General features: G+C 64.6%; 18 protein-coding genes. 6 read left to right on the forward strand and 12 right to left on the reverse strand.

Annotation, left to right across the window (positions count from 1 at the left end; all coding sequences use genetic code 11):
- Positions 1-950: 950 nt before the first annotated feature.
- Entirely contained in the window at positions 951-2,111 is a 1,161-nt protein-coding gene (gene hpnH / locus XH81_RS24565) for an adenosyl-hopene transferase HpnH (protein ID WP_271596397.1), read from the reverse strand.
- A 36-nt stretch (positions 2,112-2,147) separates the two neighbouring features.
- Positions 2,148-3,074: a 4-hydroxy-3-methylbut-2-enyl diphosphate reductase gene (ispH, locus tag XH81_RS24570; RefSeq protein ID WP_028143209.1), complete on the reverse strand. Its 927-nt coding sequence runs from the start codon at positions 3,072-3,074 to the stop codon at positions 2,148-2,150.
- 464 nt (positions 3,075-3,538) lie between these two features.
- Here ispH and XH81_RS24575 point away from each other — a divergent pair, with 464 nt between their 5' ends.
- The gene (locus tag XH81_RS24575) at positions 3,539-6,127 is read left to right on the forward strand and encodes an MMPL family transporter (RefSeq protein ID WP_271596398.1); all 2,589 of its coding nucleotides are present in this window, start codon (positions 3,539-3,541) and stop codon (positions 6,125-6,127) included.
- On the opposite strand, the gene XH81_RS24580 is transcribed toward XH81_RS24575, so the two are convergent.
- Entirely contained in the window at positions 6,095-6,733 is a 639-nt protein-coding gene (locus XH81_RS24580) for a DUF2147 domain-containing protein (RefSeq protein ID WP_028143207.1), read from the reverse strand. The two genes, XH81_RS24575 and XH81_RS24580, sit on opposite strands and share 33 nt — an antisense overlap.
- Positions 6,734-6,874: 141 nt before the next feature.
- Between XH81_RS24580 and hpnO the strand changes: the two genes are divergently transcribed.
- Positions 6,875-8,266, forward strand: a complete 1,392-nt coding sequence (hpnO, locus tag XH81_RS24585) for an aminobacteriohopanetriol synthase HpnO (protein WP_018315705.1) — start codon at positions 6,875-6,877, stop codon at positions 8,264-8,266.
- Between the two features lie 155 nt (positions 8,267-8,421).
- On the opposite strand, the gene XH81_RS24590 is transcribed toward hpnO, so the two are convergent.
- From XH81_RS24590 to XH81_RS24615, 6 genes are all read right to left on the reverse strand, one after another.
- Entirely contained in the window at positions 8,422-9,186 is a 765-nt protein-coding gene (locus XH81_RS24590) for an anti-sigma factor family protein (protein ID WP_028143206.1), read from the reverse strand.
- Positions 9,183-9,734, reverse strand: a complete 552-nt coding sequence (locus tag XH81_RS24595; RefSeq protein ID WP_028143205.1) for a sigma-70 family RNA polymerase sigma factor — start codon at positions 9,732-9,734, stop codon at positions 9,183-9,185. The genes XH81_RS24590 and XH81_RS24595 overlap by 4 nt, the downstream gene beginning before the upstream one ends.
- 103 nt (positions 9,735-9,837) lie before the next feature.
- Positions 9,838-10,173 carry a cupredoxin domain-containing protein gene (locus XH81_RS24600; RefSeq protein ID WP_028143204.1) on the reverse strand — a complete coding sequence of 112 codons (336 nt, stop codon included), beginning with the start codon at positions 10,171-10,173 and terminating at the stop codon, positions 9,838-9,840.
- 14 nt (positions 10,174-10,187) lie between these two features.
- Positions 10,188-11,132 carry a metallophosphoesterase family protein gene (locus tag XH81_RS24605; RefSeq protein WP_028143203.1) on the reverse strand — a complete coding sequence of 315 codons (945 nt, stop codon included), beginning with the start codon at positions 11,130-11,132 and terminating at the stop codon, positions 10,188-10,190.
- Between the two features lie 236 nt (positions 11,133-11,368).
- Positions 11,369-12,250: an alpha/beta fold hydrolase gene (locus XH81_RS24610; protein WP_038947795.1), complete on the reverse strand. Its 882-nt coding sequence runs from the start codon at positions 12,248-12,250 to the stop codon at positions 11,369-11,371.
- Between the two features lie 12 nt (positions 12,251-12,262).
- Entirely contained in the window at positions 12,263-13,882 is a 1,620-nt protein-coding gene (locus tag XH81_RS24615; RefSeq protein ID WP_028143201.1) for a GMC family oxidoreductase, read from the reverse strand.
- A 214-nt stretch (positions 13,883-14,096) separates the two neighbouring features.
- Between XH81_RS24615 and XH81_RS24620 the strand changes: the two genes are divergently transcribed.
- A complete protein-coding gene (locus XH81_RS24620; protein ID WP_028143200.1) occupies positions 14,097-15,266 on the forward strand; it encodes a M20 aminoacylase family protein in 1,170 nt (389 codons plus the stop codon).
- A 149-nt stretch (positions 15,267-15,415) separates the two neighbouring features.
- On the opposite strand, the gene XH81_RS24625 is transcribed toward XH81_RS24620, so the two are convergent.
- The 3 genes from XH81_RS24625 to XH81_RS24635 form a co-directional block, all read right to left on the reverse strand.
- Positions 15,416-17,044, reverse strand: coding sequence for an inorganic phosphate transporter (locus XH81_RS24625; RefSeq protein ID WP_028143199.1), 1,629 nt, complete (start codon positions 17,042-17,044; stop codon positions 15,416-15,418).
- Positions 17,045-17,142: 98 nt separating this feature from the next.
- On the reverse strand, positions 17,143-18,585 hold the full coding sequence (locus XH81_RS24630; RefSeq protein ID WP_028143198.1) for a UdgX family uracil-DNA binding protein: 1,443 nt from the start codon (positions 18,583-18,585) through the stop codon (positions 17,143-17,145).
- Positions 18,585-19,820, reverse strand: coding sequence for a putative DNA modification/repair radical SAM protein (locus XH81_RS24635; protein ID WP_028143197.1), 1,236 nt, complete (start codon positions 19,818-19,820; stop codon positions 18,585-18,587). Before XH81_RS24635 ends, XH81_RS24630 begins: the two co-directional genes overlap by 1 nt.
- Positions 19,821-19,983: 163 nt before the next feature.
- Here XH81_RS24635 and XH81_RS24640 point away from each other — a divergent pair, with 163 nt between their 5' ends.
- From XH81_RS24640 to XH81_RS24650, 3 genes are read left to right on the forward strand one after another with little or no spacing between them, the layout of a single operon-like run.
- Complete coding sequence (locus XH81_RS24640) at positions 19,984-20,772, forward strand: ImuA family protein (protein ID WP_028143196.1); 789 nt, start codon at positions 19,984-19,986, stop codon at positions 20,770-20,772.
- Complete coding sequence (locus XH81_RS24645; protein WP_049801718.1) at positions 20,669-22,264, forward strand: Y-family DNA polymerase; 1,596 nt, start codon at positions 20,669-20,671, stop codon at positions 22,262-22,264. Before XH81_RS24640 ends, XH81_RS24645 begins: the two co-directional genes overlap by 104 nt.
- Positions 22,261-25,641, forward strand: coding sequence for an error-prone DNA polymerase (locus XH81_RS24650; protein ID WP_271596399.1), 3,381 nt, complete (start codon positions 22,261-22,263; stop codon positions 25,639-25,641). Before XH81_RS24645 ends, XH81_RS24650 begins: the two co-directional genes overlap by 4 nt.
- The last annotated feature ends 43 nt before the right edge of the window (positions 25,642-25,684 follow it).

Raw genomic sequence — 25,684 nt, forward strand, 5'->3', positions numbered from 1 at the left:
ATTTCGGATTTGTGGCATCTAGCGGTCATCCCGGCCCTCCCAGAGGGGCGCTTCGCGATCGTCACGAGATGCGGGCCGGGGTGCGGTGGACGCGGTAGCGCCGGCGTGGAAGGCGATGACAGGGGCGGGAGACCGTTGAGTCATGCGCGACGCGGTACGACACGGCGCGGTCACAGCGGTCTTGTTGATGGTCGGGGGCACGCACATGGAGCCCCGGATACTGAGGCAGGGCCGTCCGCGGACGGAGAAGTCGTGTGGTCCTGACGCCCGGGGTTCTGGCGTCAAGGCTTGCGGTGATGTGGCGGCCAACCGGTGCGCACATCGATCAGCTGCAAGGTGACGGGGGCAATAGTGCAACGCTCCCCGGGGAGAGCACGAAGGACACCGTTAAAACCATCCGCGCAGGGAAGGCCGGGCGACCGGCAACACCTGTAGTCCACCCCGTGTGCGTTTTCCATGCACGCGGACCGCGGGTGCCGCCGGCGCCCGGCCTTCCCTGCGCCCTCTGGTCCAGTTGAGGGCGGCGACGATCAGCAAAACTCGGGCGAAAGAAGCCGCGGGAATGCGAAGGTGTGTCTGCGATGGAGAGCGCGAACGGCAAGAGCAAGCTGCTGCCGCACACTCCGTCATTGCGAGCGCAGCGAAGCAATCCAGGCTGTCTCCGCGGAAAGATTCTGGATTGCTTCGCTGCGCTCGCAATGACGGCGAGGGAGAATGACTCGATCTCCTCTCGTGCCCCGGACGCAGCGCAGCGTCCCTTCGACGATGCGCTGCAGAGCCGGGGCCCATGCATCGACACGGCACGCGGCTGCTGGGTCCCGGCTCTGCGCAGCAGCGCAAAGAGCGCTGCAGCGCGTCCGGGACACGGACCGCCGGCACAACGACCCACAAAAGAGAAGGCCCGGTCGCGATCGCGGCCGGGCCTTCGTGGTGAGAGTTGATTGTCCCGCTTAAGCCGCAGTCGAAGCCTTCTGCGCGGCCTTCGCCTGCGCGGCCTCGGCCTCGTCCTTGCGGATCTCCGACAGGCGCTTCTGCACTTCCGCCGAGAAGATGTACTGCGCCGGGCGCTGCTTGCTCATGTCGATCTCCGGCGCCATCGGACCGGAGGTCCTGATGCCGCGCAGCGACACCCACATCGCCTTGATCGGGTTGTTGAGGGCGGCGGTCGCCGCCGTCGGCTCGTAGCCGCAATGGGCCATACAGTCGGCGCACTTCTCGTACTTGCCGGTGCCGTAGGTTTCCCAGTCGGTGGTGTCCATCAGCTCCTTGAAGGTCTTTGCGTAGCCTTCACCGAGCAGATAGCAGGGCTTCTGCCAGCCGAAGATGTTGCGCGCGGGCATGCCCCACGGCGTGCACTCGTATTCCTGGTTGCCGGCGAGGAAGTCCAGGAACAGGCCGGAATGCATGAAATTCCACTTCTTGCCCTTGCCCATCGCAAAGACGTCGCGGAACAGCTTCTTGGTCTTGGTGCGGTTGAGGAAGTGCTCCTGGTCCGGCGCGCGCTCATAGGCGTAGCCCGGCGACATCGAGACGCCGACACCGAGCTCGACGGTGAGGTCCAGGAATTTCGCGATCTCCTCGGCCGGATGGCCGTCGAAGATGGTGGCGTTGACGTTGACGGTGAAGCCGCGCGCCTTGGCCGCCTTGATCGCGGAGACGGCGCGGTCGAACACGCCCTTCTGCGACACCGCCTTGTCGTGGTGGTCCTTCAGGCCGTCGAGATGCACGGAGAAGAACAGATAAGGGGAGGGCTCGAACAGATCGAGCTTCTTCTCGAGCAGCAGCGCGTTGGTGCAGAGCGAGACGAACTTCTTGCGCTCAACGAGGCCGCGCACGATCTCGCCGATCTCCTTGTGGATCAGCGGCTCGCCGCCGGGAATGGCGACCATCGGCGCGCCGCACTCGTCGGCCGCGTCCCAGCACTCCTGCGCCGTCATGCGGCGGTTGAGGATCGCATCGGGATAATCGATCTTGCCGCAGCCGACACAGGCGAGGTTGCAGCGAAACAGCGGCTCCAGCATCAGCACGAGAGGATAGCGTTTGCGGCCAAGCATTTTCTGCTTGAGCAGATAGGCGCCGATACGCATTTCCTTGAAGAAGGGGATAGCCATTACAAAGTTTCTTTCTGGGCTTGGAATTCGGGTGGGTCAGCTCGCAGCCAATTGGGCCGGAAGCCGGAATTCGATGTTTTCCTCGCGGCCCGGCAGTACCTGGACCTTGACCGGTCCGATTCGCCGCATCGCTTCGATCACGTCATCCACGAGTACCTCAGGCGCCGAAGCGCCGGCCGTGATGCCGACAGTCCTGGCATTCTTCAACCACTCCGGATTGAGCTCGCTGCCGTCGGCAATCAAATAACTCGCGACGCCGGCTTCGGTGCCGATTTCGCGAAGCCGGTTCGAATTCGAGCTATTGGCAGCGCCCACCACCAAGATCACGTCGACCAGCTTGCTCAAGTCCCTTACCGCAGATTGGCGGTTCTGTGTCGCATAGCAGATATCCCGGATATCCGGACCTTGAATATCTGTAAAGCGGGTCTGAAGGGCCGCGATGATATCCTTGGTGTCGTCGACCGACAGGGTGGTCTGGGTGATGTAGGCCACTGGCGTATCGGCCGGCAGCGTCAGGGCCGTAACCTCTTGAACGCTTTGGACAAGCAGCACGGGGGCGGGAACCTGGCCCATCGTGCCCTCGACCTCGGGGTGGCCGGCATGGCCGATCAGGATAAGTGTGCGGCCCCTGGTGATGTAGCGCTTCCCCTGATTGTGAACTTTCGTGACCAGCGGGCAGGTGGCATTGAGCACGGGAAGGTCGCGCGCGGCGGCCTCCTCCTCGACGCTGCGGGCGACGCCGTGAGCGCTGAAGACCGTCACCGCCTTCGGCGGGACCTCGGACAGCTCCTCGACGAAGATTGCCCCTTTGTTCTTCAGGCTCTCGACGACGTACTTGTTGTGCACGATCTCATGGCGCACGTAGACGGGCGGGCCGTACTTCTCCAGCGCCCGTTCCACGATCTCGATCGCACGCACCACGCCCGCGCAGAAGCCGCGCGGCTGCGCCAGATAAACTTCCATTGGACGTCCATCACGCAAGTTGCACCAATCCGCTTCGCAAGTTCCCGGCGGCACCCCGATACTGACCAATGCGTTGCAATATCCGCACCATCGGTCCCCGCACGCGGTAGCCACCCACCCCCGTCGGGGCTCCGGCGCATGGAGGCGCAATACTTTGTGTCAAAAAATCGGCGGTAAGGAAAGTCCGAATGGACCCGGGTTCCCCGCTAGGCCAATTTTGCGGTAATATAGTAGAGACGAGGGTGTATGCAAGCCAGCGACATCAGTGACCAGCCCTTGGTCACGTTCCCGCCTCAACTCCCCGGCTATACCGACCGCCCCGCATGATTTTGCCACGGTCTTCCGCCGTTTACCTCGAACCTTCTGGCGGCGAGAGCCTCTCAAAACAGCAATAGGTTTCGCCCGGGAACTCCGATAAACAGCGGGCGTTTCCGGCAAAGCTGTTAACCGCAGAAAGAAAAGAAGTGCTGCAAAGCGTAGTCGTTGCCATCGTCAGGGCCTGCACCCGGTTTGCCTCCCTCGTCGTCGTTCTCGGGCTCCTGCTGTCGGTGGGAGCGGGCTATTACGCTGCGCACCACTTCGCCATCAACACCGACATCAATTCGCTGATTTCCCAGAATCTCGACTGGCGCAAGCGTGACCAGCAGTTCGACAAGGCGTTCGATCAAAACGAAACGATCCTCGCTGTGGTCGAGGCCCGGACCCCGGAGATGACGAGCGCAGCGGCCGACGCGCTCTATGCCAGGCTGAAGGACGACAAGACCAACTTCCAGTCTCTGCAGCAACTCGGCAGCGGCGAGTTCTTCGAAAAGAACGGACTGTTGTTCCTGCCGACCGAAGAGGTCGGCAAGATCACCAGCCAATTCGAATCTGCAGCGCCCCTGATCGAGATCATGGCTGGCGATCCCTCGATCCGCGGCCTGACCGGCGCGCTGGAGACGGGACTTGCCGGCGTCAAGCGCGGCCAGGTCAAGCTCGACAACACCGAGCGTCCGTTCAACCTGATCGCGCAGACGGTCGAGACCGTGCTCAACAAGGGCAATGCGAGCTTCTCCTGGCGCGAGCTCGTCAGCGACGAGCCGCTGAAGGATTCGGACAAGCGCGCCTTCATCGAGTTCAAGCCGATCCTCGACTACAACGCGCTGGAGCCCGGCAAGGATGCCACCGACGCGATCCGCAAGGCCGCGGCCGATCTCGATTTTCCGACCAAATACCAGGCGCGGGTGCGGCTCACCGGCCCAATCCCGATCGCCAACGAGGAATACGCCACGGTTCAGGAAGGCGCCGTCGTCAACGGCGTCGGCACGGTTCTCGTCGTGCTGCTGATCCTGTGGCTGGCGCTGCATTCGGCGAAGATCATCTTCGCGGTGTTCGTCAATCTCTTCGTCGGCCTTGCGCTGACGACCGCGGCCGGCCTGATGATGGTCGGATCGTTCAATCTGCTGTCGATCGCGTTCGCTGTGCTCTTCGTCGGCCTCGGCGTCGATTTCGGCATCCAGTACAGCGTCCGCTACCGCTCGGAGCGCTTCAAGCACAACGACCTTTCGGGCGCGCTGGTGCTGGCGGCGAAGCGCTCGGCGGTGCCGCTGTCGCTCGCGGCGATGGCGACTGCGGCCGGCTTCCTTTGCTTCATGCCGACCGACTACAAGGGCATCGCGGAGCTGGGCCAGATCGCCGGCGTCGGCATGCTGGTGGCGTTCCTCTCCTCGATCACCGTTCTGCCGGCCATGCTGAAGCTGCTGAACCCGCCCGGCGAGAAGGAGCCGGTCGGCTACGCCTTCCTGGCGCCGCTCGATCACTTTCTGGAGAAGCACCGCGTGCTGGTCGTGGGCGGCACGCTGCTGCTGGCGCTCGCCGGCCTGCCGCTGCTCTATTTCATGAAGTTCGACTTCAATCCGATGAACCTGCGCAACCCGAGGGCGGAATCGATCGCGACCTTCCTCGACCTGCGCAAGGATCCCAACACCGGCGCCAATGCCATCAACGTGATGACCACGTCCGAGGAGCAGGCAAGGCAGGTCGAGGCGAAGCTCGAGAAAGTCCCCGAGGTGCTCCGGGTGATGTCGCTCAACAGCTTCGTGCCCCAGGATCAGCCGCCGAAGCTGAAGCTGCTCGCGCAGGGCGCCAAGGTGCTGAACCCCGCACTCAACCCTGATCAGATCGATGCGGCGCCGACCGACAAGGAAAACGTCGAGGCGCTGAAATCCTCGGTCGACAATCTGCGCCGGACCGCGGGCGATGCGAAGGGGCCGGGCTCGATCGCCTCGCGCCGTCTGGCAGACGCGCTCGAAAAGCTCGCCAATGGCGACGAGGCCACGCGCAACAAGGCGCAGGACGTGTTCGTCACGCCGATGAAGGTCGTGTTTGACCAGCTCAGGAACGCGATGCAGGCCGGGCCCGTCACCCTGAGTTCACTGCCATCCGATCTCGTCAGCGCCTGGAAGAGCAAGGACGGCATCATCCGCGTCGAGGCGCTGCCCAAGGGCGATCCCAACGACAACGACACGCTGCGCAGATTTGCGGCGGCGGTGCTCGTTGCCGAGCCGACCGCGATCGGCGGGCCGGTCTCGATCCTGAAATCCGGCGATACCGTGGTGAAGGCATTCATCCACGCCGGCATCTACGCGCTGCTGGTGATCGGCCTCTTGCTGTGGATCACGCTGCGCCGCTTCGTCGACGTGCTGATGACGCTGGTGCCGCTCCTGGTTGCCGGCGCGGTGACGCTCGAGATCTGCGTGTTGATCGGCCTGCCGCTCAACTTCGCCAACATCGTCGCGTTCCCGCTGCTGCTCGGCGTCGGCGTCGCCTTCAAGATCTACTATGTCGTGGCCTGGCGCTCGGGCAGGACAAATCTGCTCCAGACCAGCCTGACGCGCGCAATCTTTTTCAGTGCACTGACGACGGCGACCGCGTTCGGCAGCCTGTGGCTGTCGAGCCATCCCGGCACGTCAAGCATGGGCAAGCTGCTGGCACTTTCGCTGGTGACGACGCTCGCCGCCGTGTTGCTGTTCCAGCCGGCCCTAATGGGCAAACCCCGCAATCTCAGGGAGTAGGCAGATGTCGCCGACCGGGTCGGCGGAACCCTTCTGACTCGGCTTTGCGGGGGCGGTGGCGCTCTTCGGGGCCGCCGCAGCCGGAGCAGGCGCCGCTGTCGCGCCCATCGTGCCCTGAGCCTTCGGTGCCGCGCCGGTGGACTTGGGCGCACCCTTGGCCATGGCATTGGCGGTGCTCGAGGGGATCGGCGGGCCGACTCGCGTCCAGGTCTCGCCGCCGCAGAGGAAGCCCATTACGCAGCCCTTGATTTCGAGCTGGTCGGCGCCGGCCGGCGTGATGGTCGCGCTATAGAGCTGGCCGTCCTTGGCGTTGTAGACCTGCCCTTCCCACTGATCGGCGCCGGGTTTCTTCTTCATGTCGATCAGCGTCGCCATGCCCAGTGTCGGCCTGGTCTTTTTCGAGGCATCCGGATTGTTCTCGTCGCGGCCGCCGGGCTGCTTTTCCCAGGAAACGGCGCCCCACATGCTGCCATTGCATTGGGCGACGCGAATGTTGGCGACGCCGTCGGCAACCCGCCAGTCGCCGGTGGGATCGGCGGCGAGCGCCGGGGTCAGGCAGGTGTAACCGCCAGCCAGTATTAGTCCGGTGTAAAGGGCTAAACGCATGATAGTTCCTTGGCAGTGCAACATGGGCTAAAGCTGTGCTTGCGAAGATGGTCCGAAAAAGGGCAAAAGGCCGCACAGACCGTTTTCAGTAACGGTCCCTTTTCAGTTGACGAGACGGCCCTCAACCGAAGTATGTAACGGATGCACAGCCCAAATCCAGACATGTCTGAGCTTTTCGCGGACCGTCAGGCCCAGCGCAGCACCCTGCATAATCGGTATCTGAACGAGCAGTTCGTTCGGGTCCTCAAGACCATCGGCTACGATGTCGGCTTCCAGAAGGGGCAGGGGCAGTATCTGTACGATCGCGACGGCGCGCGATATCTCGACTTGCTGTCCGGCTTTGGCGTGTTCGCGATCGGGCGCAATCACCCGGTCATGCGCGACGCGCTCAAGAGCGTGCTCGATGCCGACCTGCCCAACCTCGTCCAGTTCGACGTCTCCGTGCTCGCCGGCGTGCTCGCCGAGCGGCTGCTGAAATATGTCCCCTATCTGGACAAGGCGTTCTTCGCCAATTCCGGCGCCGAATGCGTCGAAGCTGCGATCAAGTTCGCGCGCGGCGCCACCGGCCGCCCGGGCATCGTCTACTGCGCCCACGGCTATCATGGCCTGACCTATGGCGCGCTGTCGCTGACGGGCGATTCGAATTTCCGCACCGGCTTCGAGCCGCTGCTGCCCGGCTGCACCTCGATCCCGTTCAACGATCTGGCCGCGCTGGAAAAGGCACTGGCCTCGCGTGAGGTCGCAGCCTTCGTGGTCGAGCCGATCCAGGGCAAGGGCGTCAACATGCCCACCGACGAGTTCCTGCCGGGCGCGGCCGCACTATGCAAGAAATACGGCACGCTGTTCGTCGCCGACGAAATCCAGACCGGCATGGGCCGTACCGGCCGTTTCCTCGCGGTCGAGCACTGGAACGTCGAGCCCGACATGGTGCTGCTGTCGAAGTCGCTGTCGGGTGGCCACGTGCCGGTTGGCGCGGTGCTGACGCGCAAGGCCATCTTCGACAAGATCTTCAACCAGATGGACCGCGCGGTGGTGCACGGCTCCACCTTCTCCAAGAACGACCTCGCGATGGCCGCGGGCATCGCCACGCTGGACGTGATGGAATCCGAGAAGCTGATCGAGTCTGCCGCCAAGCGCGGCGCCGAGCTGCGCCTCGCACTGACGCGCATGGTGCCCGGCTATGAGCTGATGAAGGAAGTGCGCGGCAAGGGTCTGATGATCGGCGTCGAGTTCGGCCCGCCGAAATCGCTGCGGCTGCGCGCCTCCTGGAACGTGCTGGAGACCGCCAACAAGGGCCTGTTCTGCCAGCTCATCACCGTGCCGCTGTTCAAGGATCACAAGATCCTGACCCAGGTCGCCGGTCACGGCAGCCACACCATCAAGCTGCTGCCGCCTCTCACCATCACCGAGGAAGACTGCAGCTGGATCGAGAAGGCGTTCGACGACGTCATCGCCGGCAGCCACAAGGTCCCCGGCGCGATCTGGTCGCTCGGCAAAACGCTGGTGGACAACGCGGTGCGACGGTCGGCCTGACTTCGGCCGAGCCATTTCGACAATCGTCATTGCGAGCGAAGCGAAGCAATCCAGACTGTCTCTGCGAAGGCAACCTGGGGATTGCTTCGTCGCTCCAGCGCAAAATTGCTTCGCAATTTTGTCGCGAGCTCCTCGCAATGACGGTGTAGCAAGATCTACCCCTCCACATTCGACTTCATCGCCGCCTCGAACTTGTCGACGAACTCGGCGAGCTCGTCGGCGCCGATGTCGCTGACGGCCCAGAAGTTCAGGCCGCGCTCGCCCCAGCGGCGGCAATTGAAGCCCTGCATGGTCTGGGTCTTCGGCGGCTGGTGCTCGGTGCTCGATGTCTGTGCCACGAACAGGTTGATGACGTGCTGGCGACGCTTGTAGACGACGGCGCCGATGGCGCGGGCGTCGATATAGTCGAGCCGGCCTCCGACCAGCCTAAAACCCTGCGCGGTGAGGTCGATCACGGGCGGGGCGACGTCGAGCTTGCCGTTGAACCACGGCTTGACGGTGTGCTGGTCGGTCGAGACCACGTCGGTGAGGTGGCCGGCCTGCAGCGAGCGCAGATGCGCGGAGACGACCTCCGAGAGGATGCGCTGCTGGTCGTCCTGGCGCAGCACGATGGCGACGATTCCGGTTGCCGCGAGCGCGGAGACCGCCGAGCCCATCGCAAAGCCGCGCAGCACGGAGCGGCGGCTCGGCTGGGGCTGCGGCTTCGGCAGCGAGGCCTCGATCTTGTTGCGCAGGCTGGTGGGCGCGACGTAGCGCAAATTGGTGTCGGCAAGCACGCGCTGCATTTCGCGCTGTGCGGCCAATTCCGCAGCGCACCCGGGGCAGCCCGCGATATGGGCTTCGACCTCGCGCGCATGGCCGGCGTCGAGCTCGCCGTCCAGCAGCGCGTGAAGCATGATCCTTGCTTCGTCGCAGGTCATTTCGCTTGCTCCTCTTCCGCCGTCCAGGCCGCGCGCAGCAGGGCACGGGCGCGAGCGAGGCGGGACATCACGGTGCCGATGGGCGCGCCGACGGCTTCTGCGATTTCACGATAGGACAGGTTGTTGATCTCGCGCAGCACGAAGGTTTCCTTGAACGGTTCGGCGAGCGCCTCGATCAGCTTGCGGATGGCGCCGGCATCGCGGCTGCGCAGCACTTCGGTCTCCGGGCTCGCCTCGCTCTCCTGCCAGATCGGCGTCTGCTCGGCGGCGCCGGGCGTATCCTCGAACGCGCTGGGCCTGTGCGCACGACGGGCGTATTCTGCGTTGCAGACGTTGCGCAGGATCGCGAACAGCCATGGCTTCATCGCCGGCCCGCGATAGCTGTCGAAGTGCTTCAGCGCGCGCAGATAGCACTCCTGCACCGCATCTTCCGCATCGGAGGCGTCGCGCAGCAGATAGCGCGCGAGCGTGTAGACGTCGTCGAGATGGGGCAGCGCCGCTTCGCGAAAACGCCGGGCCTTGTCTGGATCGTCGCTTGTCGGTGGCATCGCCGCTCGCTTTGCCGTTTCGCCTGATGTCGCCGGGGACGCAGGAGCCCGGCCGGCGTGGGACCACCGGCCGGGCAAGGCGTTGATGCCTTGGTTGGAGACGTTACTCAACCTTGATCATCCCCGTCATGTGCGGGTGCAGCGAACAAAAATATTTGTAGTCGCCCGCGTTGATGAAGGTGAACGAGAACTTGTCGTCGGTGTCCAGGGTCTTGGACCTGAACTTGCCGACCGACACGATGGTGTGCGGAATGTCGTCCCGGTTGGTCCAGGTCACGGTGGTGCCGGTCTTGATCTTGAGCTCGGCCGGCTGGAACACGAAATTGTCGATATGAATGTCCATGTCGTCGGCACGGGCCTTTGTTGCGGGCAGCAGGATGGCCGCGGCCAGAGCAAGTCCGAGATCGACGCCGAAGTCGCGGCGGTTGAGTGTCTTCATTGTCAGCTTCCACCCTAGCCCTGGAGCGGCGTGTCGATGATCGCGAGCCGCTGCTCGTTCTGCTTGAAGTTGATGCTGGCAACGCCGAGCATGGAGCGCAGTTTTGTGTCCTCAACCTTCATCGGTCCGGGCGAGGGGGCAGCTCCCGGCGCTGGCTGCGGGAAAGCAGTCGAGCGCGCGGTGTGGAAGGTGACGTTACCCTCGACCTTCTGCATCACCTGGTGGATGTGGCCGTTCAGCACGGTGACCGAGCCGAAGCCTTTCACCTGTTCCAGCGCGCGGCCGCCGTCTTCGGTGCCCCAGCCCCATTCCGGATAGACGGTCCAGAGCGGGATGTGCGCGAACAGCACGATCGGTGTCGATTTCGACTTGCCGCGCAGATCGTCCTGGAGCCAGGCGAGCTGCTCGGCGCCGAGATTGCCAAGACCCCCGGCCTTGAGGTCGACGACGTTGACGAGGCCGATGAAGTGCACGCCGCCGGCGTCGAACGAGTACCAACCCTGGCCCTTGGTGCCGCGCCCGTAACGCTCGCGATAAAATTTCACCTCCTCGTCGAGGAAGTCGTGTTCGCCCGGTACGTAGTGCACGTCGAGCTTGCTCTGCGAGATGATGCGCTCGGCATTGTCGAATTCGGCGGCCTTGGACAGATGGGTGATGTCGCCAGTGTGGATCATGAAGGACGGTTTGGCCGGCATCGCGTTGATCTTGCCCACAGCCTCCTCCAGCGTGCCGAGTGCGTTGGGATTGGCCGGCTTGTCGAAGCCGACATGGCTGTCGCTGATCTGGAGGAAGCTCATGCCGGGCACGGCCGCGGTCGCGGCCTGCGCGGAATCGATGATGCCGAGCGAGCGCGGCACGCCGCCGGTGACCGTCCAGAGCACCCCGGTGCCGGCCCAGGTCATGCATTCCAGCACCTTGCGGCGGCTGACGCCGTCGTCGCCGTGATCATGTCCGCTCATCGCGCATCTCCGCTTGCCCGGAATTGGGCGTCGGAGAGGTGATTGGGGGAGGAGGGGACTTATTCGCGGGAGGTGATGACGATTTCGTGAGGGCGGCTCGTGTCCCGGACGCAACGCAGCACCTCTTGGTGATGCGTTGCAGAGCCGGGACCCGGAAGGCCTCACGTTACGCGGTGAGATGGGCCCCGGCTCAGCGGCGCACCACTGCGTGGCGCGCCGCGTCCGGGGCACGAGACCTACTTCGCGAATTCTCGCACAGCCTCCACCACGGCCGTGGGCGCTTCCTGCGCCACACAATGCCCGGCGTCCTCGAACACCATCGTGCTGACCTGCGGAATCAGCGACACCGCGCGCCGCGCCATCTCCCAATAGATCGGCCCCGACTTCGCAGCGGTCGTGACGCGCACGGGACAGTCGATCTCGGCGAGCAACCCAAACGGATTACCGCGGGCATCGCCAACGTAAACCTGCGCCATCGCTTCGTAGATCGGGCGCAGGATCGCCGCCTCGGTCTCCGGTGTACAGCAGAGCCGCACCCGGCCATTCTCCAGCGGCACGAAGCCGTGGCGCACATAGGCTCGAAGCGAGGTCACGGTCCAATCTGCAAACGCTGGCGCGGTGCGATAGCGTTCGAAGACGGCATCGGCACTGTCGAACTCGGCGCGTCGACGTAGCGTGCCCTCTACTCGCGATAAGGATTCCTCGTCCAACCCTCCGGCGCGCGCCGCGCGCGGGTCCATGATGGTCGGCTCCATCACGAACAGGCGTGTGAAGCGTCCGGGCAAGAGTTTTGCCGCGAGCAGGAGATCGGTCGCGCCCGCACTGTGGCCGATGCCGTAGACGTCTCGCAGGCCGATCGCATCGACCACCCGGCAAACATCCTCCGCATAGTCCAGGAAATGATAGGCGCCGGGCTTGTGGCTGGCGCCGTGGCCGCGGCGGTCGAGTGCATAGACGGTGTAGGTCGATGCAAGCTCGCGCGCGACTTCGTCCCAGACGTCGGCGACGAAGCCAGTGCCATGAACGAGCAGGGCAGGTGGCTTGCCGCTCTCGCCCCATTGCAGCATGGCGATCTCTGCGGCGGCCGGGCCGATTGAAAAGCGGTGGGGATTGATCATGGCGACAGGATGCTACTTCGCATCCTCCAAGATCATCGCCGCGCCTTTCTCGGCGATCATCGCCGTCGGCGTGTTGGTGTTGCCCGACGTGATGGTCGGCATGATCGAGGCGTCGACAATGCGCAAGCCGCTGAGGCCATAGAAGCGCAGCCGCTCGTCGACCACGGCCATCGGATCGCTCACGGCGCCCATCTTCGCCGTGCCGACGGGGTGGAAGATGGTGGTGCCGATATCGCCGGCAGCCTTTGCGAGCGAGGCGTCGTCATCGCCGACGGAGGGACCCGGCAGATATTCGCTCGGGCGATATCGTGCCAGCGCCTTCTGCTGCATCAGGCGGCGCGTGGTGCGGATGGCGTCGGCGCCGACCTGGCGGTCGTCGTCGGTCGACAGATAATTCGGCGCGATGATCGGCTTCTCGTCAGGGCTCGCCGAACGCAGCCGCACGGTGCCGCGCGAGGTCGGCTGCAGATTGCAGGCGCTGACCGTGATGGCGGGGAAACGGTGCAGGGGATCACCGAACTTGTCGAGCGACAGCGGTTGCACGTGGAACTGGATGTTGGCGCGTGCGCGTGTCGCATCGGAGCGCGTGAAGATGCCGAGCTGCGACGGCGCCATGGTCAGGGGACCGCGGCGGCGGAAGGCGTAGTCGAGCCCCATCAGGCCGCGGCGGAACAGATTGTAATAGGTCTCGTTCAGCGTGCGCACGCCCTCGACCTTGTAGATCGCACGCTGCTGGAGGTGGTCCTGCAGATTGCGCCCCACACCGGGCTTGTCCATGACGATGTCGATGCCGAGCGGCGACAGCCAGTCGGCGGGGCCGATACCGGAGCGATGCAGCACCTGCACCGAGCCGATCGAGCCGGCCGACAGGATCACTTCGCGTTTCGCACGCGCTTCGATCATCTCGCCGTTCTGGATGAAGCGCACGCCGACGGCGCGGCCCCGCTCGATGATGACGCGGTCGACCAGCACATGCTTCTCGAGCCGCAGGTTCGGGCGCCTCAAGGCGGGCTTGAGGAAGCCGCGTGCCGACGACCAGCGCCGGCCGCGCTTCTGGTTGACGTGGAAATAGCTGGTGCCTTCATTGTCGCCGGTGTTGAAATCCGGGATGCGCTTGATGCCCATCTCCTCGGCGGCATCGCCGACGGCATCGAGAACGTCCCATGACAGCCGCGGCGCCTCGATGCGCCAGCCGCCCCCGGCGCCGTGATGCTCGCTGGCGCCGAGGAAGTGATCCTCGAGCTTCTTGAACAGCGGCAGCACGTCGTCATAGCCCCAGCCGGTCATGCCGAGTTGCCGCCAGTGATCATAATCGGCGGCCTGGCCGCGCATCGAGATCATGGCATTGATCGCCGAGCAGCCGCCGATCACCTTGCCGCGGGGATAGGCGAGCGAGCGGCCGTTCAGGCCGGGCTCGGCCTCGGTCTTGAACATCCAGTCCGAGCGCGGATTGCCGATCGCAAAGAGATAGCCGACCGGGATGTGGAACCAGATCCAGTTGTCGTCGCCGCCAGCTTCGAGGACGAGGACGCGATTGCCGGGATCCGCCGACAGCCGATTGGCGACGATGCAGCCCGCCGTACCTGCCCCGACGACAATGTAGTCAAATTCACCTTCGAGCCGTCTCGGCATTCTGCTTCCACCCAACCAGCGCGTCATGTCCGGGCTTGTCCCGGGCATCCACGCGCTTTCTATCCTAATAGTCAGACGTGGATGGCCAAGACAAGCTGGCGCCAAGCCCGGCCATGACGAGAGGACAGGGGTTACCCTCGGCCCGCGGCAGTTGGGTGGACTGGCGCTTGCATGGTAGACAGTCCTGCATTTTCAACAAAGCTCGAGACCCTCCATGCCCATCGTGAACCGCGTCGCCGACCTTCAACCCGATATTCAGGCCTGGCGCCGGGACATCCACGAGCATCCCGAGCTGCTGTACGATGTTCATCGCACTGCAGCATTCGTTGCGGACCGGCTGCGTGAGTTCGGCTGCGACGAGGTCGTGACCGGGCTCGGCCAGACCGGCGTGGTCGGCGTGATCAAGGGCAGCAAGCCGGCCGGCGAGGGGCTGAAGACGATCGGCCTGCGCGCCGACATGGATGCGCTGCCCGTCGAGGAGCAGACCAACCTGCCTTACGCCTCCAAGACCCCGGGCAAGATGCACGCCTGCGGCCATGACGGCCACACCGCGATGCTGCTGGGGGCCGCCCGCTACCTCGCCGAAACCCGCAATTTCGCCGGCGATGCGGTCGTGATCTTCCAGCCCGCCGAGGAGGGCGGCGCCGGCGGCGCAGCCATGGTCAAGGACGGCCTGATGGAGCGCTTCGGCATCGAGCAGGTCTACGGCATGCACAATGGCCCCGGTATTCCGATCGGCTCGTTCGCGATCCGGCCGGGCCCGATCATGGCGGCGACCGACGAGGTCGACATCATGATCGAGGGCCTCGGCGGTCATGCTGCGCGTCCGCACAAATGCGTGGATTCCGTCCTGGTCGGTGCGCAGGTGATTACCGCGCTGCAGTCGATCGTCGCGCGCAGCGTCGATCCGCTGGAATCGGCCGTGATCTCGATTTGCGAATTCCACGCCGGCAACGCCCGCAACGTCATTCCGCAGACCGCGACACTGAAGGGCACCATCCGCACGCTCTCGCCCGAGGTGCGCAAGCTGGTCGAGAAGCGCGTGCATGAGGTGGTGGCGGGCGTCGCGCAGATCACCGGCGCCAAGATCGACCTGCGCTACCAGCGCAATTACCCTGTGGTGAACAACCACGCCGCGGAGACCGAGGTGGCGCGACGCATTGCAAAGCAGGTCGCCGGCGATGCCAATGTGCACGAGATGCCGCCGCTGATGGGCGGCGAGGATTTCGCCTATATGCTGGAAGCACGCCCCGGCGCCTTCATCTTCTGCGGCAACGGCGACAGCGCCGGCCTGCATCACCCTGCCTACAATTTCAACGACGAGGCGATCGTGTTCGGCACGTCCTACTGGGTCAAGCTGGTCGAGGAATCGCTGGCGGCGTGACTACCGACGTCATCCCGGGGCGCCTCGCAGAGGTGAACCCGGGATCTCGAGATTCCGGGTTCGGTCCTGCGGACCGCCCCGGAATGACAACCTGGAATGCAAATGGCCGGGACAAGCCCGGCCATTCGCGTTGATGAGTGTCGTTCTTCTCAGAACATCCGCGAGAAGATCACGTAGAGCGTGGCCGACAGCATGATCGCGCAGGGCAGCGTCAGCACCCAGGCCATCAGCAAATTGCGGATGGTCGCCATTTGCAAGCCCGAGCCGTTGGCCGCCATGGTGCCGGCGACGCCCGACGACAGCACATGCGTGGTCGAAACCGGCAGGCCGAACACGTCGGCGGCGCCGATCGTAGCGGCGGCCACCAGCTCGGCCGAGGCGCCTTGTGCGTAGGTCAAATGGCTCTTGCCGATCTTCTCGCCGACCGTGATCACGATGCGCTTCCAGCCGATCATGGTGCCGAGGCCGAGCGCGATGGCGACGGCGACCTTCACCCAGGTCGGGATGAACTTCGTGGCGCTGTCGAGCCCGCCCTTGTAGGCGTTCAAGGTCGCGACCTCTTCCTTGTTGAGGTCGTTTTCCTTGTCCTTCATCAGGAAGCGAATCGCTTCCGAGGTCAGGTACATGTCGTTACGGGTGTTGCCGACCACTTCCGCCGGCACCTTGTTGAGCGAGCCGTATTTCGCGACCTGGTCGCCGACATCCTTCACCAGCACCGACAGCGAGGGGTAGGTGCCTTCGCTGATGTGGTGCGAGGTGATGTACTGGGTCACCGCAGGACGGGGATCGCCGATGATCGAGTGACCGGCACCCTTGGCCGCGATCACCTTGGAGGCGGCATCCGAGACCTTCTGGAACTGGGCGACCTGGGATTCCGGCAGTGCGCGGTTGAGCGCGTAGGCGGTCGGCACGGTACCGATCAGGATCAGCATGATCAGGCCCATGCCCTTCTGGCCGTCGTTCGAACCGTGCGCGAAGCTGACGCCGGTGCAGGTCGCGATCAGCAGGCCGCGGATCCAGAGCGGCGGCGCCTTGTTGCCTTCGGGCGCAGCATACAGGGCCGGGTTGCGCACGATGAACTTGAGCAGCAGCAGCAGCGTCGCGGCGCAGATGAAGCCGAACAGCGGCGACAGCAGCAGCGCGTAGCCGATCTCGGTCGCCTTGGTCCAGTCCACGCCCGAGGTGCCGTCGCGGCCGCGCATGACGGCGTTGGCGACGCCGACGCCGATGATCGAGCCGATCAGCGTGTGCGAGGAGGAGGCGGGCAGGCCGAAGAACCAGGTGCCGAGATTCCACAGGATCGCGGCGATCAGCAGCGCGAACACCATCGCGAAGCCGGCGCTGGAGCCGACCTGCAGGATCAGCTCGACCGGCAGCAGCGAGACGATGCCGAAGGCGACCGCGCCGGAGGACATGAGCACGCCGAGGAAGTTGAAGAAGCCCGACCACATCACCGCGACTTCGGCCGGCAGCGAATGGGTGTAGATCACGGTCGCCACCGCATTGGCGGTGTCGTGGAAGCCGTTGACGAATTCGAAGCCGAGCGCGATCAGGAGCGCGACGAACAACAGGATGTAGGGCAGGTAGCTCGTCACGCGTGCGCCGGTCGCGTTGACGTCGACATAGATGCTGTAGGCGACGAACAGCAGCCCCGCGGCGAGGATGCCGAAGAACAGGATCATCGTCAGCGGATTGAAGCCCTTGTCGAGATTTGGCCGCGAGGCCGGCTGGATCGGCGCGGGATCGGCTACCGCGCGGTCGAATGCAACATCGGTCATGTCTGGACGCCCCTTAACTTTGAAGTAAGGGTATTGTCCGCGATGGATTTGAAGGCTGGATGACAAGCGGCGGTTGAAAACCGTTTTCCTGCCAGTATTTAGGCGGCCCGCGCGGCTTTCTTCTGCAAGCCGGCCACGATCTTCAAATCGTCGACAAAGCGCTGATATTCCAGAACCTTGGCTTCCGGATCGGGCAGCCGCAGCAGATAGGACGGGTGCACCGTCACCAAAGCCTTGCGTCCGTCGGGAAGGTCGATGAGCCGGCCGCGGGTCTTGCTGATGGGAGTGATCTTGCCGAACACGCTTTGCGCGGCGGTGGCGCCCATCGCCACGATCAGATCAGGCTGGATTGCCGAAACTTCCCGTTCGAACCATTGCCGGCACGCTTTGATCTCCGGCGTATTCGGCTTCTGGTGCAGGCGGATCTTTCCGCGCGGCACGAATTTGAAGTGCTTTACTGCGTTGGTGACATAGACCTTCTTGCGGTCGACACCGGCCTCCTCCAGCGCACGGTCGAGCATCTGGCCGGCCGGGCCGACGAAGGGATGGCCGGCGAGGTCTTCCTTGTCGCCGGGCTGCTCGCCGACCAGCATGATGTTGGCGGATCTCGGGCCCTCGCCGAACACGGTCTGGGTCGCGTCCTTGTAGAGATGGCAGGCGCGGCAATGCGCGGCCTCCGCGCGGAGCGCTTCGAGATCGTCGGCAGCTGGCTTGCGTTTCATCGGAGCCTCCGGCCGCTTCTGAGGCTTGTGCGGATCGGTTGCGGCATTGGCGATCATGGCGCCGGTCATGCGTTCGGCGTCCTCGATCAAGGGCTTAATGATCGAGGCCTCGGGCAGGTTCCTCCAATATTTCTTCGGCATCTCGGCCTGCATCGCCTTCACCTTGAGCCGGGCCGGATTGAAGATGCTGGCGTAATAGCGCCGCCAGGTCTCCTCCAGCCGGTCTTCGCGCGGTGCTTCGCTCTTGCTGACGCCCGGCGTGAACGCGAGCGCGTGGCCGTCCCAATGTGCGCAGAGGTCCGGCGTCAGGATCGACCAGGGCATGTCGGCAAAGCGTCTTGCGAAGAACGGGGCGGCGAGCTCGACGATGTGATGCTCCGGCTCGAACCAGGCGACGTAATGCGCTGCGCGCTCGCGTCCGATCTCGCGGAAGCGGACGAAGGCGTGCATCTTGTGCTCGTCGCGATGGACCGCGCGAGCCATCGCCGTGACCTGCGCGACGTCAGGGTCGGTCGCGACCTCGATGAGATCGTGGTTGTCCTTCAGCCGCCAGAGCAGGCGATAGAGGATCGCAAAGCGCTGGATATCGCGGTGCAGGATTGCGGCCTGGGCTAGCTCGACGAATTTGCCTGATACGTTGAAGGTGCCTTCGTTCGCCTCGAGGATCGGAGACGGTGCTTGCGGCGCGAACAACTCCGCCTCGCCGCCCTGCACGGTCCAGGTGACATCGGTGGGCTGCACGTGATGAAGCACGAGGCTGCGCGCGGCTTTGCGCCAGCCGTCGAAATCGGTTTCGGTGTCGAGGGTGATGTACTGCATCAGAAGCCAAATCCCAGTTGCGTTGCTTTCGGCTTGAACCGTTCGATCAGCCCCGCGGCATCGAGACGGTGCGGCGAGGGCCGGTGATCGCTGAGGACGATGAACGGCAGCGCCTTGTTGCGGGGCACGTGCAGGCGGGCGAGATCGGCGAGGCGGATCGTGGTGGTGCGCCGTGTTGCAATGATGCGCTCGACCGCCTTGGTGCCGAAGCCCGGCACGCGCAGCAGCTCCTCGCGGCTGGCGCGGTTGACGTCGAGCGGGAAGCGGTCGCGATGACGCAGCGCCCAGGCCAGCTTCGGATCGATGTCGAGCGGCAGCATCGCGCTGTCGTCGACGATCTCCGCAACGTCGAAACCGTAGAATCGCATCAGCCAGTCGGCCTGGTAGAGCCGGTGCTCGCGCAGCAGCGGCGGCTGCACCAGAGGCAAGGCGCGGCTGGCGTCGGGGATCGGGCTGAAGGCGGAGTAGTAGACGCGCCGCAGACGGTAGGCGCCGTAGAGATTGGCGCTGGTGTGGAGAATGGTGTGGTCGGAGGCTGCATCAGCACCGACGATCATCTGCGTGCTTTGGCCCGCCGGCGCGAAGCGCTGCGGCTTTGCCTTGGTCTTCGCGCTGCGGCCTTCCTCGGCCTCGTCCAGCTTCAGCCGCAGCCGGCCCATGGTGCGGCGGATCGCGCGCACGTCCTTCTCCGGCGCGAATTGCTGCAGGCTCGTTTCCTCGGGCATCTCGATGTTGATGGAGAGACGATCGGCATATTTGCCGGCTTCCGCGATCAGCGCATCGTCGGCCTCGGGAATGGTCTTGAGATGGATATAGCCGCGGAAGTGATGCTCCTCGCGCAGCTTTCGCGCGACGCTCACGACCTGCTCCATGGTGTAGTCGGGGCTGCGGATGATGCCGGAGGAGAGAAACAGACCCTCGATGTAATTGCGCCGGTAGAAGTCGAGCGTGAGCTTGACCAATTCGTCGATGGTGAAGCGGGCGCGCGGCACGTTGGAGGAGGCGCGGTTGACGCAATAGAGGCAATCGTAATTGCAGGCGTTGGTCAGCAGCACCTTGAGCAGCGAGATGCAGCGTCCATCCGGCGCATAGGAATGGCAGATGCCCATGCCGGGCGCGGTCGACCCCATGCCCTTGCCGTCGCTGGAATCCCGCTTCTCCGTGCCGCTGGAGGCGCAGGACGCGTCGTATTTGGCGGCGTCCGCCAGGATTTCCAGCTTGCGTTGTACGTCCATCTTGGAATCCCTTTGATTCAGCTCATGAATCCGCTTGCGCGCCAATTCGATTGACTCTCTACGCGCCGTTAGCTTTATATTAGAACATATCATGAACAAATGAGCCAGTCGCTGGTTCTCTTTTTGAGAGCCATCGGCAATCACCCCTGAAGGAGCGGCGAGCATGAGCGGCGCACGGACAAGCGCGCTTGCGACCTTGCGCGGCCAGATCGAGCGCATCGAGACGGCGACGGTCGTGCATCCGCACGATCGCGTCGCGCTCGGTCACAGCGAAGCCGACAACGCGCTGAAGGGCGGGCTCGCGCGCGCGGCGATCCACGAGGTGTTTTGCACTGGGTCTCAGGGGACGGCCGCGACCGGCTTCGTCATGGGGCTTGCCGGGCGCGTCTCGGCGCAGCGGCCGCTGCTGTGGGTACGGCAGGATTTTTCAGAGATAGAGGCCGGTGCGCTGTCGATGAGCGGGCTCGCCGAGCTCGGCCTCGATCCGCGCCGCGTGGTGATGGTGCGCGCCGCCGATGTCGAGAGCGCGCTGCGTACCTCGGCCGATGCGCTCGCCTGCGATGCGCTGGGCGCCATCGTGCTCGAGCTCTGGGGCGAAACCAGGCAGTTCGATCTCGTGGCGAGCCGCAAGCTGACGCTGGCCGCGCAAGGCTCCGGCGTCACCGGCCTGATGCTGCGGATGGCGGCGCAGCCGCTGCCTTCGACCGCGGAGACCAGGTGGATGCTGCGCGCGGCGCATTCGCCGCCGGGGTCGGTGTGGGACGCATGGGGCGCGCCGCGCTTCGATGCCGAACTCTTGCGTAATCGTCATGGCCCCTGCGGCCGGTGGATCATGGAATGGAATTGTGATGAGTGCCAGTTCAGTGAACCGTCGACGTATTCTCAGCCTGTGGCTGCCACGCCTGCCCATCGACCGGATCCAGCGGTTCTTCAACAGCTCCGGGCTGGGTAAAACCAATAATGAGCCGAGCATCGTCGTCATCAAGGACAACAATGCGCTGGTGATCCATGCGCTGGACGAGGCTGCCGAGCGTCTCGGCCTGTACGTAGGTCAGCCGCTCGCCAATGCGCGGGCGATGTGCCCGGATTTGCGCGTGTTCGACGCCGATGTCGCGGCCGATGCGAAGACGCTTAGCGACATCGCCGACTGGTGCGACCGCTTCACGCCGCTGGTCGCGCTCGATCCGCCGCACGGGCTGTTCCTCGACATCACCGGCTGTGCGCATCTGTTCGGCGGCGAGGCTGCGCTGTTGCAAGCGCTGGTTCGGGCGCTCGGCCGACAAGGCTTTGCCGTCAGCGCGGCAATCGCCGGCACCTCGGTCTGCGCGCGCACGCTGACGCGGCAGACCATGGGCACCATCGTTGCCGATGGCGGCGAGGCGGAGGCGATCAGCCGGTTTCTGGTGTCCGCGCTCGGTGCGGGTGAGGCCATCACCACCGGCCTGCGCCGCGCCGGCCTCAAGACCATCGGCGACGTCGCCACGCGCTCGCCGAGCGAGATCACGGCGCGGTTCGGAGCGCGGTTCTCCACGCTGCTGGCGCATGCGCTGGGGCAGGGCGATGCGCCGATCAATCCGCGAAAACCGCTGCCTGATTATATCGTGGAGAAGCGTTTCGCCGAGCCGATCGCGACCGACACCATGATCGCGATGACGCTGTCGCGGCTGGCGGACACGCTGATTGCCTCCATGGAGAAGCAGGGCAAGGGCGCGCGCCGGCTGGAAGCCGCGTTCTTCCGCACCGACGGCGTGGTGCGCGCGATCATGGTCGAGACCGGACGTCCGGTGACGCGAAGCGCGGTGATCGACCGTCTGTTCCGCGAGCGTCTCGATGCGCTCGCCGATCCCCTCGATCCCGGCTTCGGCTTCGACATGGTGCGCCTGTCGGCGAGCCGCACCGAGATCGTGGTGCAGGAGCAGCGCGATCTCGACGCCCATGTCCACGACAATGACGAGCTTGCCGCCCTGATCGACCGCATTGCCGCGCGCATCGGCGGAAAGCGCGTCGTCGTGCACCTGCCTGAGGATACCCATATCCCCGAATGTGCGGTGCTGGCCGCCCCGGCGCAGCATCATCTCGCCGCCGCCATGCAGGCCGAATGGCCGGCACGGACCGAAAGCGAGCCGCCGCTGCGTCCCTTAAGGCTGTTCGACAAGCCGGAGCCGATCAAGGTGCCGTTCGCGGCCGTGCCGGATGGTCCGCCGCATCAGTTCACCTGGCGCCGCGCGCTGCATGCCGTGGTGCGGGTGGAAGGACCCGAGCGTATCGCGATGGAATGGTGGCGGCAGGACGGCAAGCAGCTGACCCGGGATTACTTTCGCATCGAGGATGCCGAAGGCCTGCGCTTCTGGATTTTTCGCGACGGACTTTACGAGGGGGAGGTGTTCGACGGCGACGGCGAGCCTGCTTCTCCCGGCTGGTATGTGCACGGTCTCTTCGCATGAATAGCCCCGCTTATGCCGAGATCGGCATCACCACCAATTTCTCCTTCCTGCGCGGCGGCTCGGATCCGCGCGCCTATGTGCATCAGGCGAGCAAGCTCGGCATTCCCGCGATCGGAATCGCCGACCACAACACGCTCGCCGGCGTGGTGCGGGCCTGGAATGAGCTCCACAATGACAAGGTGCTGCACAAGCCGAAACTGCTGATCGGTGCGCGCATCGTCTTCATCGACGGCACGCCCGACATTTTTGTCTACCCGCGCGACCGCGCCGCCTATGGCCGGCTGTGCCAGCTCCTGACCAAAGGCAAGCGCGGCGACGACATCACGCGGATCGAGAAGGGCGAGTGCCGTCTCACCTTCGCCGATCTCCTGGAATTCTCCGAGGGGCAGCTTTTGGTCCTGACGTTGCCGCATCGCTTCGAGCCGGCGCAGGCGCTGGATGTGCTTGCAAAGCTGAGGGCGAGCCGCGCCGAGGGCGTGTGGCTGGCAGCGAGCCTGATCTATCGCGGCGACGACCGGCGCCGCCTGGCACGGCTCGATGACCTCGCGGCCAAAGCAAAAGTGCCGCTGCTCGCGACCAACGAAGTGCTCTATCACGATCCCGGCCGCCGTCCGCTTCAGGACGTGCTGACCTGCATCCGGGAAAAGACCACGATCGAGGCGGTCGGGAGGAGTCTGGAAGCCAACGCCGAGCGTTTTCTGAAAACACCTAGGGAGATGGCGCGGCTGTTCCGCGATGTCCCCGAGGCGATCGCGGAGACCATGCGTTTTGCGGGGAAGATCGACTTCTCGCTCGACCAGCTCAAATACCAGTATCCGGATGAGCCGGTGCCGCCGGGCAAGACCGCGCAAGGACATCTGGAGGATTTGACCTGGGCGGGCGTCGATAAATACTTTGGCGGCATCGAGAACATTGACGACAAGCTGCGCGCGACGTTGAACAAAGAACTCGCGCTGATCGCCGAGCTGAAATACGCGCATTATTTCCTCACCGTGCACGACATCGTGCATTACGCGCGCAGCCAGAGCATCCTGTGCCAGGGGCGGGGGTCGGCAGCGAACTCGGCCGTGTGCTACGTGCTCGGCATCACCTCGGTCGATCCGACCAAGGTCGATCTGTTGTTCGAGCGCTTCATCTCCAAGGAGCGGCTGGAGCCGCCTGACATCGACGTCGATTTCGAGCATTCCCGGCGCGAGGAGGTGATGCAATATGTCTATCGCCGCTACGGCCGCCATCGTGCCGCGATCATCGCAACGGTCATCCACTATCGCCCGCGCAGCGCCATCCGCGACGTCGGCAAGGCGCTGGGCCTGACCGAGGACGTCACCGCCGCGCTCGCCGACACCGTCTGGGGCAGTTGGGGCAAGGGCCTCAACGACATGCAGGTCAGGCAGGCCGGGCTCGATCCGCAAAATCCCATGATCAACCTTGCGGTCGAGCTTGCAACCGAGCTGATCGAATTCCCCCGCCATCTCTCCCAGCATGTCGGCGGTTATGTGCTGACGCAGGACCGGCTCGACACCTATGTCCCCATCGGCAACGCGGCGATGGACGACCGCACCTTCATCGAGTGGGACAAGGACGACGTCGACGCGCTCAACATGATGAAGGTCGACGTGCTCGCGCTGGGCATGCTGACCTGCATCCGGAAATGTTTTGATCTGATCGCAGACCACAAAGGCGAGCGTTTTGTGCTGGCGAGCGTTCCACAGGACGATCCCAAGGTTTACGACATGCTGTGTGATGGGGAATCGCTCGGCGTGTTCCAGGTCGAGAGCCGCGCCCAGATGAACATGCTGCCGCGCCTGAAGCCGCGGACCTTCTACGACCTCGTCATCGAAGTCGCGATCGTGCGGCCGGGTCCGATCCAGGGCGACATGGTGCATCCGTATTTGCGTCGGCGGAACGGCCTGGAGAAGGTGACCTATCCCTCGCCATCGCCCGAGCATGGTCCCGCGGACGAACTCTACAAGGTGCTGCACAAGACGAAGGGCGTGCCTCTGTTCCAGGAGCAGGCCATGCGCATCGCGATCGAGGCGGCAAAATTCACGTCCGAGGAAGCCAACGGCCTGCGCCGCTCGATGGCGACCTTCCGCAATGTCGGCACCATTGGCCAATACGAGGAGAAGCTGATCGGCAACATGGTCGCGCGCGGTTACGATGCCAATTTTGCCAGAAGCTGCTTTGACCAGATCAAGGGCTTCGGCTCCTACGGTTTCCCGGAGAGCCACGCCGCGAGCTTCGCCCAGTTCGTCTACATCTCGTCATGGCTGAAATATCATCACCCCGACGCTTTCTGCTGTGGCCTCCTGAACTCGCAGCCGATGGGCTTTTATGCGCCCGCACAGATCGTCAGCGACGCCCGCAAGAACGGCGTCGAGGTGCGCGACATCGACGTGTCCTGTAGTTTTGCGCAGAACACGCTGGAGAATACTGACGGCAGGTATTGTGCCGTCCGCCTTGGCTTTCGCCAGATCGACGGCTTCCACTGGCTCGATCCCGATGAGGAGGCCCTCAAGAAGGAGCAGGCGAAGCGGCAAGGCAAGGTCTATGTCACTCAGGAAGACTGGGGCGACCGCATCATCGCCGCCCGCAACCGCCGCCCCTTTACCTCGCTGGAGGATTTCGCCCGCGACACCGGCCTGCCCAAGCGCGCGCTGATCCTGCTGGCCGATGCCGACGCGTTTCGCTCGCTCGGGCTCGACCGCCGCGAGGCGCTGTGGCAGGTGCGGCGGCTGCCCGACCACGTGCCGCTGCCGCTGTTCGAGGCGGCGACCGCGCGCGAGCAGCCGGACGAGCACGCGCAACCGCTGCCGGTGATGCCGCGTTCCGAGCAGGTGGTCGCGGACTACCAGACCATCCGGCTATCGCTGAAGGGGCACCCGATGGAATTCTTGCGCGAAATGTTTTCGCGCGAGCGCGTCGTCGCCTGCAAGGATATCAGTCACGAGAACGAGCGTCGCCGCGTCCGCTGCGCCGGCGTGGTGCTGGTGCGGCAACGGCCGGGCAGCGCCAGCGGCGTCGTGTTCATGACGCTGGAGGACGAAACCGGCATCGCCAATGTCGTGGTGTGGCCCAAGATCATGGAGCAGTACCGGAAAGAAGTCATGGGCGCGCGCCTCATCCTGGTCGAAGGCTATATCCAGAGCAGTCCCGAGAAGGTGACGCATCTCATCGCCCAACGCATGATCGATCGCTCGCATGATCTGGTCGGCCTCGCCAACGACGCGCTGAGCCGCAAGCATCCGGTGCCGGCAGGTGCCACCGTGGTCGAGCCGCTCAACGAAGACTCCCGCGCGCTTGCGGACATGCCGGCACAGAAAATCCGCCACCCCCGCAACGTCCGCATCCTGCCGCCATCGCGGGATTTTCATTGAGGGGTGGGGCGAAGTGCTGCCACACGCACGGCGGGTGGGCAAA

The sequence above is a fragment of the Bradyrhizobium sp. CCBAU 25360 genome, assembly GCF_028128695.1.
GTDB lineage: Bacteria > Pseudomonadota > Alphaproteobacteria > Rhizobiales > Xanthobacteraceae > Bradyrhizobium > Bradyrhizobium ottawaense.

Coding starts and splice junctions, on each gene's coding strand:
- XH81_RS24635 (WP_028143197.1), bottom strand. CDS start 19,820: ATGGACGTACAACGCAAGCTGGAAATCCTGGCGGACGCCGCCAAATAC.
- XH81_RS24590 (WP_028143206.1), bottom strand. CDS start 9,186: ATGACCTGCGACGAAGCAAGGATCATGCTTCACGCGCTGCTGGACGGC.
- XH81_RS24605 (WP_028143203.1), bottom strand. CDS start 11,132: ATGAGCGGACATGATCACGGCGACGACGGCGTCAGCCGCCGCAAGGTG.
- XH81_RS24615 (WP_028143201.1), bottom strand. CDS start 13,882: ATGCCGAGACGGCTCGAAGGTGAATTTGACTACATTGTCGTCGGGGCA.
- hpnO (WP_018315705.1), top strand. CDS start 6,875: ATGCACAGCCCAAATCCAGACATGTCTGAGCTTTTCGCGGACCGTCAG.
- XH81_RS24610 (WP_038947795.1), bottom strand. CDS start 12,250: ATGATCAATCCCCACCGCTTTTCAATCGGCCCGGCCGCCGCAGAGATC.
- XH81_RS24620 (WP_028143200.1), top strand. CDS start 14,097: ATGCCCATCGTGAACCGCGTCGCCGACCTTCAACCCGATATTCAGGCC.
- XH81_RS24595 (WP_028143205.1), bottom strand. CDS start 9,734: ATGCCACCGACAAGCGACGATCCAGACAAGGCCCGGCGTTTTCGCGAA.
- XH81_RS24580 (WP_028143207.1), bottom strand. CDS start 6,733: ATGCGTTTAGCCCTTTACACCGGACTAATACTGGCTGGCGGTTACACC.
- XH81_RS24640 (WP_028143196.1), top strand. CDS start 19,984: ATGAGCGGCGCACGGACAAGCGCGCTTGCGACCTTGCGCGGCCAGATC.
- XH81_RS24645 (WP_049801718.1), top strand. CDS start 20,669: ATGAGTGCCAGTTCAGTGAACCGTCGACGTATTCTCAGCCTGTGGCTG.
- XH81_RS24650 (WP_271596399.1), top strand. CDS start 22,261: ATGAATAGCCCCGCTTATGCCGAGATCGGCATCACCACCAATTTCTCC.
- XH81_RS24625 (WP_028143199.1), bottom strand. CDS start 17,044: ATGACCGATGTTGCATTCGACCGCGCGGTAGCCGATCCCGCGCCGATC.
- ispH (WP_028143209.1), bottom strand. CDS start 3,074: ATGGAAGTTTATCTGGCGCAGCCGCGCGGCTTCTGCGCGGGCGTGGTG.
- hpnH (WP_271596397.1), bottom strand. CDS start 2,111: ATGGCTATCCCCTTCTTCAAGGAAATGCGTATCGGCGCCTATCTGCTC.
- XH81_RS24600 (WP_028143204.1), bottom strand. CDS start 10,173: ATGAAGACACTCAACCGCCGCGACTTCGGCGTCGATCTCGGACTTGCT.
- XH81_RS24630 (WP_028143198.1), bottom strand. CDS start 18,585: ATGCAGTACATCACCCTCGACACCGAAACCGATTTCGACGGCTGGCGC.